The 16,105-nt window shown below is 59.6% G+C and carries 13 protein-coding genes; 4 read left to right on the top strand and 9 right to left on the bottom strand.

Annotated features, from left to right (window positions below; genetic code table 11):
* The 3 genes from A3730_RS21555 to A3730_RS21545 form a co-directional block, all read left to right on the top strand.
* On the top strand, nt 1–545 hold a 545-nt coding region (locus A3730_RS21555), incomplete at its 5' end, for a WS/DGAT domain-containing protein (protein WP_156501292.1).
* Between the two features lie 70 nt (nt 546–615).
* Complete coding sequence (locus tag A3730_RS21550; RefSeq protein WP_063520480.1) at nt 616–1,500, top strand: D-hexose-6-phosphate mutarotase; 885 nt, start codon at nt 616–618, stop codon at nt 1,498–1,500.
* Between the two features lie 199 nt (nt 1,501–1,699).
* The gene (locus A3730_RS21545) at nt 1,700–1,903 is read left to right on the top strand and encodes a cold-shock protein (protein WP_011590014.1); all 204 of its coding nucleotides are present in this window, start codon (nt 1,700–1,702) and stop codon (nt 1,901–1,903) included.
* A gap of 222 nt (nt 1,904–2,125) precedes the next feature.
* Here the strand turns inward: A3730_RS21545 and A3730_RS21540 are convergent, their stop codons facing one another.
* The 4 genes from A3730_RS21540 to A3730_RS21525 form a co-directional block, all read right to left on the bottom strand.
* Entirely contained in the window at nt 2,126–2,791 is a 666-nt protein-coding gene (locus A3730_RS21540) for a M48 family metallopeptidase (protein WP_063520481.1), read from the bottom strand.
* A gap of 41 nt (nt 2,792–2,832) precedes the next feature.
* Entirely contained in the window at nt 2,833–5,937 is a 3,105-nt protein-coding gene (locus A3730_RS21535) for an efflux RND transporter permease subunit (protein WP_063520482.1), read from the bottom strand.
* Nucleotides 5,934–7,082, bottom strand: a complete 1,149-nt coding sequence (locus A3730_RS21530; RefSeq protein WP_063520483.1) for an efflux RND transporter periplasmic adaptor subunit — start codon at nt 7,080–7,082, stop codon at nt 5,934–5,936. Before A3730_RS21530 ends, A3730_RS21535 begins: the two co-directional genes overlap by 4 nt.
* A 244-nt stretch (nt 7,083–7,326) precedes the next feature.
* On the bottom strand, nt 7,327–8,958 hold the full coding sequence (locus tag A3730_RS21525; protein WP_063520484.1) for a fatty acid--CoA ligase: 1,632 nt from the start codon (nt 8,956–8,958) through the stop codon (nt 7,327–7,329).
* 302 nt (nt 8,959–9,260) lie between these two features.
* On the opposite strand from A3730_RS21525, the gene A3730_RS21520 reads away from it, so the two are divergent.
* Nucleotides 9,261–9,902 carry a hypothetical protein gene (locus A3730_RS21520; RefSeq protein WP_063520485.1) on the top strand — a complete coding sequence of 214 codons (642 nt, stop codon included), beginning with the start codon at nt 9,261–9,263 and terminating at the stop codon, nt 9,900–9,902.
* A 214-nt stretch (nt 9,903–10,116) separates the two neighbouring features.
* On the opposite strand, the gene A3730_RS21515 is transcribed toward A3730_RS21520, so the two are convergent.
* The 5 genes from A3730_RS21515 to rpmH all read right to left on the bottom strand — a co-directional run bounded on the left by A3730_RS21515 (nt 10,117) and on the right by rpmH (nt 15,591).
* A complete protein-coding gene (locus A3730_RS21515) occupies nt 10,117–11,490 on the bottom strand; it encodes a lyase family protein (protein ID WP_063538880.1) in 1,374 nt (457 codons plus the stop codon).
* 295 nt (nt 11,491–11,785) lie between these two features.
* The gene (gene mnmE, locus A3730_RS21510) at nt 11,786–13,156 is read right to left on the bottom strand and encodes a tRNA uridine-5-carboxymethylaminomethyl(34) synthesis GTPase MnmE (RefSeq protein ID WP_063521649.1); all 1,371 of its coding nucleotides are present in this window, start codon (nt 13,154–13,156) and stop codon (nt 11,786–11,788) included.
* Between the two features lie 107 nt (nt 13,157–13,263).
* The gene (gene yidC, locus A3730_RS21505; RefSeq protein ID WP_063538878.1) at nt 13,264–15,012 is read right to left on the bottom strand and encodes a membrane protein insertase YidC; all 1,749 of its coding nucleotides are present in this window, start codon (nt 15,010–15,012) and stop codon (nt 13,264–13,266) included.
* 40 nt (nt 15,013–15,052) lie between these two features.
* Complete coding sequence (gene rnpA / locus A3730_RS21500; protein ID WP_063520430.1) at nt 15,053–15,418, bottom strand: ribonuclease P protein component; 366 nt, start codon at nt 15,416–15,418, stop codon at nt 15,053–15,055.
* Between the two features lie 38 nt (nt 15,419–15,456).
* A complete protein-coding gene (rpmH, locus tag A3730_RS21495) occupies nt 15,457–15,591 on the bottom strand; it encodes a 50S ribosomal protein L34 (protein WP_011590025.1) in 135 nt (44 codons plus the stop codon).
* Nucleotides 15,592–16,105 lie beyond the last annotated feature (514 nt).

The raw sequence follows: 16,105 nt of genomic DNA, 5'->3' as shown, positions 1-16,105 counted from the left end.
AGTACCTGATCAGCCAGCATGCGCTGCCGGATGAGCCTCTGATTGCCATGGTGCCCATGAACCTGCGCCAGGACGACAGCGCCGGCGGCAACCAGATCGGCATGATTCTGGCCAACCTGGGCACCCACATCTGCGATCCGGCCAACCGTCTGCGGGTAGTGAATGACTCCGTGCAGGAAGCCAAATCCCGATTCTCACAAATGAGTCCCGAGGAAATCCTCAACTTCACCGCCCTGACCATGGCGCCCACCGGCCTCAACCTGCTCACCGGCCTGGCCCCCAAATGGCGCGCGTTCAACGTGGTGATTTCCAACGTCCCCGGCCCGAAAGAACCGCTGTACTGGAACGGCGCTAAACTGCAAGGCATGTACCCGGTCTCCATTGCCCTGGATCGCATCGCCCTGAACATCACCCTGACCAGTTATGTGGACCAGCTGGAGTTCGGCCTGATCGCCTGCCGCCGCACGCTGCCTTCCATGCAGCGACTGCTGGATTATCTGGAACAGTCGGTACGCGAACTGGAAATCGGCGCGGGCCTTAAATAGTCACGCCGGGCGCCTGACGCTGGATGCCTGACGGCTCGGGCGTCAACGTCCGGTATTCGGTAATACACGCATGGCAACCGAACTGAAACGCATCACCCGGGGCGAGCTCACCTGCTGGCAACTGCACCATCGCGGGCAAACAATGGTGATCGCCGAACAAGGCGCCCAGGTGCTCGAGTACGGCCGTGACGGCGAACCGCCCATACTCTGGCTCAGTGAGCAGGCGGCCTATCAGGCAGGCCATGGCGTGCGCGGCGGCGTGCCGGTGTGCTGGCCCTGGTTCGGCGCGCTGGAACGCAACCCGGACAGCGTGACACAGCAATACTCTCTCGATAATCCCCCCGCCCATGGCCTGGTCCGCCGGCAACCCTGGCAGTTGAGCGAGCACCAGCTGGACGGTGAACAGGCACGACTGGTTTTCCAGCTGGCAGAACACGCCAACCGTCAGCACCTCCCCCCTGTGACGCCCACCCTGACGGTGACCCTTGGCAGCGCCCTGACCCTGGCCCTGAGTAACCACAACCACGGCCAGGCCCCGGTCACTATCAGCCAGGCGCTGCACACCTACCTGGCCGTGGCCGATAGCCGGTACGTCACTGTGCATGGGCTGGCGCAGTCCCCCTACGTGGATGCCCTGGCCGACTGGCAGACCCGTCAGGACACCCAGGCACTGCGGTTCGACCGGGAAACCGACCGGCTTTACCTGCAACTGCCCTCTCAACTCCAGGTGGATGACCCGCTCTGGAAACGACAGATCCAACTGACCTGCCGGGGCAGCCATTCGGCGGTGGTCTGGAACCCCTGGGTGGAAAAGAGTCTGCGGCTCAGTCAGTTTGCCCCTGACGCCTGGCAACGCATGCTGTGCATAGAAACCGCACGGGTACTGGATAATGTGCTGACTCTGGCCCCCGGCGAGCACCACGAAATGGCCGTCGAGATTATGACAAGCGGGTGACTTCACCGCCCCAAAACTGCCCGGAAAAAGGGGTGGTGGAATCAAAAAAAGGGGAGTAGAGTCTGAGGTGGCTGCGAATTATGGCCGTGGATTGTTTTGGTAGTTGTCTTCCCTGCGTGAAGCTGAAGTTGTCTCCGAACGCCGCCCAACATGGTTTGCAAGCAACACCCTAAGTAATAGTTTTGAGGTATAGATTCACATGGCTACAGGTACTGTGAAGTGGTTTAACGAGTCCAAGGGTTTTGGTTTCATTTCCCAGGACGATGGTGGTGCGGACGTGTTCGTTCATTTCAGTGCAATTACCGGTTCAGGCTTCAAAACCCTGGCCGAGGGTCAGAAGGTTTCCTTCGAGATCCAGCAGGGCCCCAAGGGTCCGCAGGCTGCTAACGTGGTTGCTGAATAAGCAACCTCGCTAGTACGGAAAAACCCGCTTCGGCGGGTTTTTTTGTGTCTGGCGAAAAGCAGTTGGAAGTTCAAAGTTTAAAGTTGAAAAGCGCGGAACGGGTGCTCGAGCGTTGAAAGGCCGTGCCCGCGCACCATTACCATTAATCGCGGGCACAGCATTGCCGAACCTGACTGACCACCCCGCGTTTCAACTTTAAACTTTGAACTTTCAACTCGACTCTCAGGGCTGGTAGAGCGGCTGGTCGAGGAGTTGTTTGTGCTGGCGCCAGTCGGGCATGCGGGCGTCCATTAAGGCGTGGAAGCCAGGGCCGTGATCCATGTGCTTGAGGTGGCAAAGCTCGTGCATGACCACGTAATCCAGTGCCGCTGGCGGGTAGTGCAGCAGGGCCATGTTCAGGTTGATGTACCCTTTTGCCGACAGTGAGCCCCAACGGGTACGCATTTTTTTTACCCGTAATACCGGGCGCGTATAACCTTGCCCGGCAAACCAGCCGAACTGCCGCTCAATGCTGTCCTCAAACAACGGGCGTGCCTGTTGGCGAAGCCAGCGCTCCACCGCCTGCTGCACGGCAGCCTCGCTGTCAGGCTCGGCAACTCGCACCTGTAGATAGCCGCCAGCCACACTCACCGAAGACCGCCCTGCAGACACATCCAGGATCAACGGCTGGCCCCGGAACACCATGCTGCAGCCATCTTGCCAGCGTTGCCGCGGGCGGCTGGCCTGGCGTTGTTGCTGGTCCTTGATCCACTGGCGGCGACTGTCCACAAAGGTCTGCACCATGCGCAGGGGAGCCCGTTGCGGCGCACGCACCTGCACACGCCCGTCTTCCAGAACACGCAGTTCCAGGGAGCGGCGTTTGCTGCGGATCAGTTCGTAGTCGGTCATGATTCCTGTCTGGCGATTGGTAGGAGCGGCGCTCCTACTGATTATCCATCTTGGCTTTCGTTAACGGGCATCTCCTTGTCCAGCTGCTGGCTGACGGCATCCGCCGGTGACGCGTACGGCGCCAGCCACTGGTACAGCACCGGGATGATAAACAGGGTCAGCACGGTGGCAAACAATAGCCCGCCGAGAATCACCACACCAATGGTAAAGCGGCTTTCCGCGCCGGCACCGGTGGCCAGCACCAGCGGCACGGCACCGAAGATGGTGGAGACACCGGTCATCAAGACCGGACGGAACCGCACGATGGCGCCTTCATAGATGGCCTCTTTCACGCTGCGGCCCTGGTCACGAAGCTGGTTGGCAAACTCCACGATCAGAATACCGTTCTTCGCCATCAGCCCCAGTAACATGATCATGCCGATCTGACTGTAAATGTTCAGGCTGTCGCCGGTAACGCTGATGGCGATCACCGCGCCGGCCAACGCCAGCGGCACCGTGAGCATGATAATCAGCGGGTGAATCCAGCTTTCAAACTGGGCGGCGAGCACCAGGAACACAATCACCAGCGCCAGCGCAAAGGTCACCAGAATCGCCGACGCCGATTCTTTCAATTCCTCGGCCATGCCTTTGTAGCCGATGCGCGCTTCCAGCGGTAACCGCTCCCGGGCCTGCTCTTCCACATAGCCCATGGCCGTGGCCAGGTCATAGCCGTCGGCCAGGTTGGCGGACAGGGTAATGGCCGGCAAACGATCCACCCGGCGCAGCTCCGGTGCATCGCCGGTGGTGGCCAATTCCACCACGCTGGAAAACGGCACCAGGCCACCACTGTCACTGCGCAGGTAGATCGGCAGCACATCTTCAGGCACTTCACTGGCGCTCTTTTCGGCCTCCAGCAGGACATCATATTCCCGCCCCCGATCCACATAGGTGGACACGGTCAGAGTGGCAAACATGGCTTGCAGGGTTTCCCCCACATCGGTGGCCGTGATGCCCAGATCCGCCGCTCGCTCGCGGTCCAGATTCACATCCAGTTGCGGCTGGGTCTGTTCGAAGTCGGTATCGATACTGGTCAGGTTCGGGTTCTCGCGCAGGGCCGCCATCAGGGTTTCACTCCAGGCCAGCACCTGCTCATAGTCCGGCCCGGCCACCACCACTTCCAGCGCCTGGTCGAAGGCGCTCTGGCCCAGCCCCGGCGGATTCACCGCAAAGGCACGCAAGCCGGTGACCTGGGACAACTGCCCGCGCAACTCGCCAACAATTTCCTGCTGGGTGCGCTCGCGCTCTTCCCAGTCTTTCAGCCGCACGATGGTAAATGCCCGTTCCGGCACACCCCGGAAACCGATGATCGCCAGCACGCGTTCCGCTTCGCCATTCTCCACCAGGGGCATAAGCATTTTTTCCACCGCCTGGGTGTGGTGTGCGCCGTATTCCACCGTGGAGCCCTGGGGCGAGGTGGCCGGAATAATAAAGACGCCGCGGTCCTCCGTGGGGGCCAGCTCCTGGGGCAGTTGCCGGAACAGCAACGCCGCCGCCAGGCACAACAGCACGCAACCCACCACCAGCGGCCAGGGGCTTTTCAACGTCCGCTGCAGGCCGTTGGCATAGGCCTGGTTCAACCGTGTCAGGCCCCGTTGCAGAACATTATTCTGCCCCTGCATTTCTTTACGGCTATGCCGATGCAGCCAACGAGAACACAGCATGGGCGCCAGGCTCAGCGCCACGATGCTGGAGATGATCACCGCCGAAGCCAGGGTAAAACCGAATTCGCTGAACAACCGCCCCACGTCGCCACCCATAAAGGAAATGGGCACAAACACCGCCACCAGGGTCAGCGTGGTGGCGACCACTGCAAACGCCACCTGGCGGGCACCAAGATACGCGGCCACCAACCGTGACTCGCCTTCGTCGATGCGGCGCTGAATGTTCTCCAGCATGACGATGGCGTCATCCACCACCAGGCCGATGGCCAGGATCAGTGCCAACAAAGTCAGCACGTTGATGGAAAAATCCATCACCCCGAAGCCGATAAAGGCACCGATTACCGACACCGGAATAGTCACCGCCGGGATCAGGGTGGCACGCAGGTTGCCGAGAAAGGCAAAGATCACCGCGATCACCAGCACCACGGAAATCCCCAGGGTAATCAGCACCTCACGAATGGACGCGCGGATAAACAGGGATTCATCGGAGTTGATATCCAGGTGAATGTCGACGGGCAGGTTGTCTCGCACCGCCACGATTTCTTCGCGCACCCGGTCCGACACCGCCACGGTATTGGCCTTGGACTGGCGCACCACACCCAGGCCAATGGCCGCTTCGCCATTGGCGCGCAGCACCGAATCATCGTTTTCCACACCCAGCGCCACCCGGGCCACGTCGCCCAGGCGCAGCAGGTAATCGCCCTGGCGACTCACCACCAGGTCCTCGAATGCCTGCACGGTGGCCAGGCGATTGTCCGCCCGAATGGTGAAGCCGCGGGATTCCGATTCCAGTTTGCCGGCAGGCAATTCCACATTATTACTGCGCAGGGCCTGTTCAATATCGGTAACGGTGACCTGGTTGGCGGCCATGCTCTGGCGATCCAGCCACACGCGCATGGCGTAGCGACGCTCACCACCAATAATCACTTCCGATACCCCGTCGAGCACGGCAAAGCGATCCACCAGTGACCGTTCGGCAAAATCGGTCAGCTCCTGGGGCGCCAGGGTGCTGCTGGTCAGGGTCACCCAGATAATCGGCCGGGCATCGGCATCGGCTTTGGCAATAACCGGGGTCTCCGCTTCTTCCGGCAGCCGGTTGAGCACCCGGGATACCGCATCGCGCACGTCGTTGGCGGCGATATCCACATCCCGCTCCAGGGTGAATTCCACCGTGGTGCGGGCCGAGCCCAGGCGGCTGCGCGATTCGATTTTGCGCACCCCTTCCACCCCGGAGATTGCCCCTTCAATGACCTGAATGATCTGGGTATCAATGACCTCCGGCGCAGCGCCGGCATAATCCACACTGATGGACACTTCCGGCGGGTCGATATCCGGGTATTCCCGGATCGGCAATTTCATCAAGGCGCTAACGCCAAACACCACGATCAGCAGGCTGATCACCGTGGCAAAGACCGGTCGCTTGATGGAGACATCCGACAGAATCATGCCGCGGCCTCGGTGGTGGCCGGGTCATCCGATTGCGAGTCACCGGATGGGCCGTCTACTGCCGGTGCCGGGTTCAACAACACCCGCTGCCCAGGCAGCAAGGCTTCCGGGTCCTCGATCACTTTCACTGGCTGGCTGCTGCCCAGGCGTGAGTGGCCGTTAACGATCACATCCGGTTTGTTGGTCAGCCCGCTGGTCACTTCCACCCAGCCATCGCGACGGCCACCCAGTGTCACCGGGTGACGCTGGGCGAGATTGTCCGGGCTCACCGTGAACACATAGCTCTGGGCCCCCTGGGTGATCACTGCCTGCTCCGGCACCAGCAACGCGGCCCGTTCCGCCAGCTGCACAGACACCCGCAGAAACTGGCCCGGCAACAGTTGGCCCTGGGGGTTGTTCAGACGTGCACGCACGGTAAGGCTGCGGCTGCTATTGCTAACCCGGGAATCCAGATGGGTGATGGCGCCTTCAAAAACCTGGTCTTCAAACGCTGAATTACGGGCCTGCACCGGCAAGCCCACGGCCAACTTGGCCAGATAGCGTTCGGGTATCTGGAAATCCACCTCCAGGTGCCCCAGGTTGTCCAGGGTCGTAATCGGGTTGCCCGTCTGCAGGTAGGCACCGGGGTCCACCTGCCGCAACCCCAACACCCCGGCAAACGGCGCGCGGATGGTATGGTCGTTAAAATTGGCGCGAGCCACATTGCGGCTGGCCTCCGCCGCTTCCAGGGTGGTCCGGAACGTATCAACTTCAGACTGGGAGATGGCGCGCCGCTCCACCAGCTGCTGGCCGCGGCGGTAATCGGCCCTGGCCCGCTGGTACTCGGCTTCCGCCCGGGCCAGTTCGGCGCGAGCATTGCGATCATCCAGGGTCACCAGCAACTGACCAGGCGTCACTTGCTGGCCCTGCTGAAAATGGATCTCCGCCACTCGACCCGGCACTTCCGCCAACAACACCACGGCCTGGGCCGCCCGGGCGGTGCCCACGGCTTCCACCCGATCATAAAGGGGGCGCTCAATACTCGGGGCCAGATTCACTACTGTCGGCGGCCGCGTTCCCATGGGCGCCTGCTCGACAGGCCACAACCACCATGCGCCAACCCCCACCAGTGCTACCAGCACCAGCCCCGCGATAATCCGCGCCATGCCATTCTCCGTTATTCTGATTCAAGCCAAGTCTGATTCACGCCGTGAAAGTCTAGCGTGCAATTATGCAAGGAATGCGTAGACGCTGCGTTAGTGAGAGCAAATAAATTGAAGAGGGTTCATGTAAACATCGTCAGCGGCGCGAAACGCTGTCCCAGTGGTGGCTTCCTGAAAAGAAAAAGCCCACCAGCATGGTGGGCTTTCTCTTTCGTGCCGCGTGTTGCATGAAGCCTGATGCGTCTCTCTAAACCATTTCCGCACGCATCTTTTTCTTGTCCAGTTTGCCCACCGAGGTGCGTGGCAGCGCCTCCACAAAAACCACCCGATCGGGAATGCCGTAACGGCTGATCACGCCTTTGTCGGCATAATCAGCCACCAGCGCCTTGATGCTGTCTTCGTCGACTTCACCGCTTTTCACCACCAGGGCTACCGGGCGTTCACCCCATTTTTCATCGGGCACACCAACCACAGCGCACTCGCCGACCCCCGGATGCTGGAGCACCAGGCCTTCCAGATCGATGGAAGACACCCACTCGCCACCGGTCTTGATCACATCCTTGATGCGATCGACGATTTTCAGCCAGCCGTCATCCGACATCACCGCCACATCACCGGTATGCAACCAGCCGCCGTGCCAGAGTTCTTCGGACTTGTCGGGATCGTTCAGGTAGCCCTGGGTCAGCCAGGGCGCGCGCACCACCACTTCCCCCTGGCTCTTGTTGTCATGGGGCACGTCGTTCATTTCACCGTCGACGATGCGTATCTGCACCATGGCCACCGGGCGACCGGTGCGGGTGCGATAATCCGCCTGGGTTTCCAGGTCCGCGTTTTCCAGCTCCGGAGTCAGCTGAGCCAGGGTCAGCAGCGGGCAGGTTTCACTCATGCCGTAACCGGTATAGATATCGATGCCACGTTCCAGCGCCCCCATGGCCAGAGCCCTGGGCAGGGCCGAACCACCGATGATCACCTTCCAGCCGCTCAGGTCGATGCTCTTGGCCGCTTCCGCCTGCAACAACATTTGAATGATGGTGGGTACACAGTGGGAGAAGGTGACCTTGTGGGTGACCAGTAATTTCAGCAGGGTGGCCGGCTCGTAACGGCCCGGGTAGACCTGTTTCACCCCCATCAGGGTGGCCATGAACGGGATGCCCCAGGCGTGCACATGGAACATGGGCGTGATCGGCATGTAGACGTCATCTTCATTGAAACGCCCCTGCCCCACGCCGGACATGGTGTTACGGCCGGCAAAGGTGTGCAGCACCAGCTGGCGATGGGAGAAATAAACGCCCTTGGGCAAGCCGGTGGTACCCGTGGTATAGAAGGTAGTGGCGCGGGTATTTTCGTCCAGCTCGGGGAAATCGTACTGGGCCGGCGCCTTGGCCAGCAGCTCTTCATATTCACCAGCCAGCGGCAGGCTGTCGCTAGCCTTTACACCATCGTCGTCGAGCAGGATGTAGGTCTTTACCGGCTCGATACGGTCTTTCAGCTCTTCCAGGATCGGCAGGAATTCACTGTTCACCAGAATCGCATCATCTTGCGCATGGTTGATGGTGTAGAGAATCTGCTCCGGGCTCAGGCGCACATTCACGGTATGCAGCACCGCGCCCATCATCGGGATGGCAAAAAACGCTTCCAGGTAACGGTTGGTGTCCCAGTCCATCACCGCCACGGTATCACCGGGCTTCACGCCCTGGGCCGCCAGCGCCCCGGCCAGGCGGTGCACGCGCTCGTTAAGGTCGCGGTAGGTGAACGTGCGGTCGCCATAGGTAATCGTCTGGTCCGGTGCCTTGCGCACACCCGCTTCCAGAATATGGTGGATGACCAGAGACGACTCCACCGCAGAAGCGCTGCGGGGGATGTTCAGGTGACTACTCATAACTTGCTCCGTTACCTTGTTATTCTGCCGTTCACGGGCAGGAAAAAGCAGTACGCTCCTTCCTACCCATTGGTATGTGTGGCGTTCAAGACTGACACAGACCCTCACACGGGTCATCTGCTGCCTGGCCCATTAGGTTACAAAATACTACCCGTTGTAGACACCTTGTCTAGCTCTGCTTTGCAGTGCTCATTTCCTGTCCTTTTGGCTAATAGTGGCACCCCGTTGCACGGTGATAGTGTGAATCCGCTGACGATACGGTCGGCATCCATCATGGATCACCTTCAGGGAGTGAAGCGACCATGTTCCGCTGGATACCTGCGCTGATCCTCAGCGTGCCCGCCCTGTGCGGGGCGGCTCCGCCCTTCGAGCGTCCCTCCCTGGGCCTGAACCCGGACACCCTGCATGACAACAACATGGCGCTTGAGGTGGGGCTTCCTGATGCCACCCTGGGCCAGCGCGGCGACACCGACACCACCACTCTGGCGGTACCCACCCTGATCCGCCTGCGGCTGGTAAACCGCCTGGAGCTGCAGGCCGCCATCACCGGCTACCGGTTTGAACAAACCAAGACCAATAGCTCAGACAACGATCAGGATGGCATGGGTAACAGTGCCGTGGGGGCCAAGTTCGCCCTGTATCGCGGTTCAATGTTTCGGGCGGCCCTGGCCGGCGGGGTACTTATTGATACTGCCAGCGATGCCTTCAGCAACAACGAAGATGGCGGTTATGCGGCCATGAGTGGCGGCTGGTGGATGGACGATCGCCATCAGGTACAGCTCAGTGCCCGCTACGAGGAAAGGGGGGAGGATCGCACCATCACCGTGGTGCCCAGCTGGCATGCCCGGCTCAGTGATACCTGGGCGGTGTTCCTGGATGCCGGATTGACCCACAACAGCGAAAACGGCGATGACAACAACCGTGCCGGCGGCGGCGTTACCTGAATGCTGACACCAACCCTGCAGGCCGACCTGTACGGCCGCGGCGGGCTGGATTCAGACAGTGTGGATAGCGAGGCCGGCATGGGCCTGGCGATTGCCTTTTAGTAACAGCCATTTTTGTGGCCCCACTTGAGGGGCGAACGAGCCTGGCACGGCTTTCTGCGGGAATATTCGACTCTCAAGCGGGGCTCCTGCAGCAACCTTTTAAGCACGCCGGTCAAGGATGTGTCAGCCCCTTCGGATCCAGCAGCTTTTCCAGATCCTGCCGGGACAGGCCGGACTGTTCTTCCGCCACATCCAGCACCGCCCTGCCGCTGGCAAACGCTTCCTTGGCAATCTTCGCGGCTTTTTCGTAACCGATCACCGGGTTCAGGGCCGTGACCAGAATGGGGTTCTTGCCCACCCCTTCAGCCAGGCGCGCTTCATTGAAGGTCATCCCCTTGATGGCCCGCTCAGCCAGATTGGTACAGCTATTGGCCAGCCACTCGGTCATATCCAGCAGGTTGCTGGCCACCAGCGGTAACATCACATTGAGCTGGAAGTTACCGCTCTGAGCGGCAATGCCATTGGCCTGATCCAGCCCCATGACCTGGGTTGCCACCATGGTGGCGGACTCGCAAATCACCGGATTCACCTTGCCCGGCATGATCGACGAACCCGGCTGGGTGGCCGGCAGCTGCACCTCACCCAGCCCATGGATCGGCCCGGAATTCATCCAGCGCAAGTCGTTGCTGATTTTCATCAGTACCACCGCCAGCCCGCGCAGGGTGGCGGACAGGTTGAGGGGAGCATCCAACGCACTCTGGGCGACAAAGGGGTGTGGCAGGGATTTGAAGGCCAGCCCGGTTTCATCCGCCAATTGCGCAGCAAAGGTACTGCCGAAATCCGGATGGGCATTAATGCCGCTACCTACCGCTGTGCCTCCTTGGGGTATTGCCAACAGCTCATCGCGGGCTCGCGCCACACGACCACAGGCATCCTGCAATTGCATGGCCCAGGTCTGCAGCTCCTGCTCCACGGTCACCGGCATGGCATCCATCAGGTGGGTGCGCCCGGTTTTCACCGTCTCCCGGTGCTCTCTGGCGCGCAAACCCAGCTCGGCAATCAACTGCTCAAGCGCGGGGATCAGGTGCTCAGTGACGGCCAAGGCCGCAGACACATGAATGGCGGTGGGTATGGTGTCGTTACTGCTCTGGCCCAGGTTCACATCGTCATTGGGGTGAATCGCGGCACCGGCTTCCTCGCACAGATGCGCAACCACCTCATTGACGTTCATGTTGGTGCTGGTGCCGGAACCAGTCTGGAAAATATCCACCGGAAACTGGTCCAGGTGATGCCCCTCCAGCAGATCGTTACAGGCACCGACAATGGCCACGGCCTTGTCCGCCGATAGCGTTTCAAGCTGCCGGTTGGTTTCCGCCGCACACCGTTTGATACGGACCACCGCCTGAATAAAGCGGGCCGGCAACTGGCGACCACTGACAGGAAAGTTATCCACCGCACGCTGAGTCTGAGCGCCCCAGCGGGCCGTGACAGGGACCTGAATATCGCCGAGGGAATCGGTTTCGGTGCGGGTGTCGTGGGTTGCCATGGCCAGCCTCCTGCCTGAGAAAAATAACACTGTGCATCATCATGGCATGCCAACAGCCACGTTGCATTTCAAGGCTGTGGAAAACGGGAGTCGTCCTTTAGAGTCAAACTTGCCCACACGGGTATTAATCACAGCAGGGCTACCGGCTAATGCTATTACGTCGTCCATAACAGCAACACTGAGAGCAAAGCCACCAGGCAAAGCTGTTGGCAAACGGTTTGGGTAGCACTAGCGTGAATACCGAGAATCGCACCGTAAGCGGCGCCCCTGCATAGAGAATAGAGAATCTGGCCACTTACTTGCCGATGCAGAACGAGGAGAATATTCGCCCCAGCAGATCATCGGCGGTAAAGGCACCGGTGATTTCTTCCAGTGCTTTTTGGGCGGCTCGCAGGTCTTCGGCCAGCAGCTCGCCGGCAGCATGGCCATGCAATTGCCGCACTCCACTATCCAGTGCCGCCAAGGCCTGTTCCAGCGCCGTGATATGGCGGCGGCGGGCGGAAAAGCGACTTTGCCCTTCCCCTTGATAGCCGGCAGCGGCTTTCAAGTGATTACGCAACGCCTGCAGCCCTTCGCCGCTGGCGGCGGAAATCACAAAGGCACCATCATCGCGCTTTCCGGGGGAGATCCCGGACAAGTCGGCCTTGTTGAGTACCACGGTGACGGGCAGGTCCAGGTTTTCCAGCTGTTGCTGGCTTTGCGGCAGCAAGGTGTGGATATCATTGATATCCACCTCGCTATCGCGGGAATCCACCATCACCAACAAACGGTCGGCCTTGCGCATTTCCGCGTAGGCGCGGCGAATTCCTTCCTGCTCCACCACATCCGCGCTATCGCGCAGGCCTGCCGTGTCGATTAAGTTCAGCGGCATGCCGTCCAGCTGGATGGATTCGCGCAACACGTCCCGGGTGGTGCCGGCAATATCGGTGACGATAGCCGCATCGAAACCGGCCAGAGCATTCATCAGTGACGACTTCCCGGCATTGGGTTTGCCGGCGATCACCAGGGTCATGCCTTCGCGCACCAATCGGCCCTGGTTGGCTTCGTCCAGCACCCGCAGGCACTGGTGACGCACCGCAGTCAGATCACTGGCCACCTTGCCGTCGGACAGGAAGTCGATTTCCTCTTCCGGGAAGTCGATGGCCGCTTCCACATAGATGCGCAGCCCAATCAGCGCCTCCACCAGCTGGTTTACTTCGTCGGAAAACACCCCTTGCAGGGAGTGCAGCGCGGCGCGCGCCGAGGCGCTGGTGCCGGCATCAATCAAGTCGGCGATGGCTTCTGCCTGGGTCAGGTCCATCTTGTCGTTGAGGAAGGCGCGCTGGGAGAATTCACCGGCGCGGGCCTGACGAGCGCCAGCAGCAATGCAGGCGGCCACCAGCATGTCCAGGATCACCGGGCCGCCATGGCCCTGAAGTTCCGCCACATCTTCCCCGGTAAAGGAATGCGGGGCCGGAAAGGTGATGACCAGGCCCTCGTCGAGAACCTCCCCTTCCTGATCACGAAAACGTCGAAAGTGCGCCACTCGCGGTAAAAGTGATTGCTCACCAACAATAAGTGACGCAATGCTCAGCGCCTGCGGACCGGAAAGACGTACCACACCTACGCCACCCCGGCCGGGAGCGGTGGCGATAGCAACAATGGTATCCGGGGAAGAGGTCTGCATAAGAGGATTATAGAGAGCGCCTGACGCCTTATGCCAGATGCCGGACAGAAAAGAAAAAAGCCGATCTTGCGATCGGCTTGATTCTGTCTTGCGGCCAGCGTGGTGCGTCAGGCCTCATTCTCAATCTTGCGGGTAATGATCCACTGCTGGGCAATGGACAGGATGTTGTTGGTCAGCCAGTACAGTACCAGACCGGCCGGGAACCACAGCATGAACACCGCAAAGATCATCGGCATCCACTTCATTACCTGGGCCTGGGTCGGGTCCGCCGGTGTCGGGTTCAGGCGGGTCTGCAGGAACATGGACGCGCCCATCAGGATCGGCAGTACAAAGTACGGGTCCATCACAGACAGGTCGTTGATCCACAGGAAGAACGGCGCCTGGCGCAGCTCAACGGATTCCAGCAGCACATAGTACAGGGCGATAAACACCGGCATCTGTACCAGCATGGGCAAGCAGCCACCCAGCGGGTTGATTTTTTCCCGCTTGAACAGATTCATGGTTTCCATCTGCTGCTTCTGCTTGTCGTTCTTGTTCTGCTCCTTGATGCGCTGCATTTCCGGCGCGACCTTGCGCATCTTGGCCATGGAACGGTAACTGGTGGCGCTGAGCTTGAAGAAGATCGCCTTGATGATGAAGGTCAGCAGGATGATTGCCACACCCCAGTTCCCCACACCGCCACCGATGTCGATATCCATACCGAAGACAGACACTTCCCCGCTCTGCAGGAACACCAGCAGGGCAAAAATAGGCTGGGAAATAAACCACAACCAGCCGTAGTCCACGGTCATGTTCAGGCCCGGGCTGATGGCTTCCAGGTTGTCCTGCTGCTTGGGACCGGCATAGAACTCGGCATACAGCACCGACTCTTCACCCGGCTGCACCGTGGTATTCGGCGAAACGAATCGCAGCAGGTACTGGTCGCGTGATTGCAAGTATACGCTGGAGTAATGGTTTTTCTGTTTGGCGTCGGGAATCCAGGCAGACACAAAGTAATGCTGGACCATGGCAAGCCAGCCGCCTTCCACGGTCTGGTCCAGTTTGACCCCGTCTTCGCTCATGTCATCAAACGTGAGCTTGTTGTAAGGCTTCTCCGGGCTCCAGTAGGCCGCCCCCAGGTAGGTGGGCATGGGCGCGAAGCCTGCTTTGGACAGCCCCGGGTCATCACTGCCATCTCGCTTGATCTGCCCGTACAGTGCGCCCGTCCAGGGGCTGCTGCCGTTATTGCGGACGATATGGCTAACACGGACCAGGTAGCTGCCTTTCTCGAAGGTATAGCGCTTGATGATTTCGGCGCCATTATCCTGGGTCAGAGTCAGATCCACATTCAGCTCGTTGCTACCCTCAGCAAGCTGGTAACTCTGCCGGGCACTGCTCCAGTGCGGGCGCCCCTTGCTGGAATCGGTGCCATTCTTGCCCACCAGACCACTCTGGGCTACGTAGGTGCCACTGCTGTTCTGCTCCATCAGCACAAAGGGCTGATCCGGGGTTTCCACATGTTTGGGATATTCCGGCAGGGCCAAGCGAACGATATCGCCGCCAACCGGGTTGATCTCCACCCGCAATACATCGGTGTTGACCTCGATGTGCCTTGCGGAAGCGGTGGTACCCGGGGTATCGATTTGGGGAGCGACAGGCTGATCACCGTCAGCCTGGGCGGCCGGAATGCTGTTCTCGGTTTCCGGCTGAGGCGCAGGCAAATCCGCACTGTCTGCGGATGAAGGGCTCCCTTGCTCTGCCACCTGTTCAACAGGGACAGGGGTTGCCGAGTCTGCGTGGTCCCGCTGCCAAGCCTGAATCATCAGGTATGAGACAACGGCAATGCCGGTAATAACTAGGGCGCGCTGGATTTCCATAAGAGGCTTATCTGTGGCGTGAAAAACGGGCCGCAGTTTCTCAAGCTTGCCGACACTTAGCAAGCAGCTTGTCAAATAGCCGGGTGATATCGCGGGTAACCTGATCCGGATCCGGGTTCTCGATACGGCCTCTGACCAGCAGAATAATGTCCAGGCCAGCCAACTCCTGCTGTCGGCAGCGGAACTGTTCGCGTACCCGCCGCTTGATTCTGGCACGGTCTACGGCGCGTTTGGCGCGTTTACGGCCAATCACCAGGCCCAGTCGGGGCTGCGGTTGGGTATTGCGTGTTACCAGAAGCAGATAACTGCCAAGGCCAACCTTCCATTCAGGTTGATCAAAGACGGCTTGATACTGGGAACCGGTAAGAAGGCGATGTTGGCGGGTAAAGGCCTGTGAGATTGGCACTGTTACCTCAGCCAGGAAGGCAAGGTAAAACGGTTGGCTTATGCAGCCAACCGCTTACGGCCCTTGGCACGACGAGCGGCCAGGATTTTGCGGCCATTTTTCGTGGCCATACGAGCACGGAAACCGTGAGCACGTTTGCGCTTGAGCACGCTTGGCTGGAATGTACGTTTCATGGCGTCTTCCCCATGGATTAGACAGCGATTAGAAGGGCGGCAAGTCTAGGGAAACTGAGTGGTGGTGTCAACGCGCTTTTCAGCGTGCTCGAAAGAGGAAAAGAAAAGACTGTTAATAGATTTTATATATTTAAGTATTTATTGATTGTAGTGGTGATTATAGGGGCACCTGCTTTTTGTGGGTAAGTCTGAAAATGTCATATATTTCAGGTATTTGTTTTGATGATAACTTGCGTATCACTGTGTGTAAGTACTGGGGGTTATGTGTGGGTGAGCTGTCATTAAATGTGGGTATAAGTTGTGCCTCCGGTTATCCACCGGGTTGTCCTGTGGTCCGCCAACAGGGTTATGAGCCTAGTTATCCACAGGAAAAGGCGATTAAAAAAAGCCGGCTCCCCTGTGGATAGGTGGGCTTCTGTAGGGGTAGAATGGCTGGCTCGGTTGTGCCTTTGTGTTCTTGTGGCAGGGCGATGACAGCGAGCAATACATCAAGGAAATCAAGGCGGGTGCGTGT

The organism is Alcanivorax sp. HI0044, from assembly GCF_001634945.1.
This window is presented reverse-complemented; position numbering and strand designations above follow the sequence as displayed.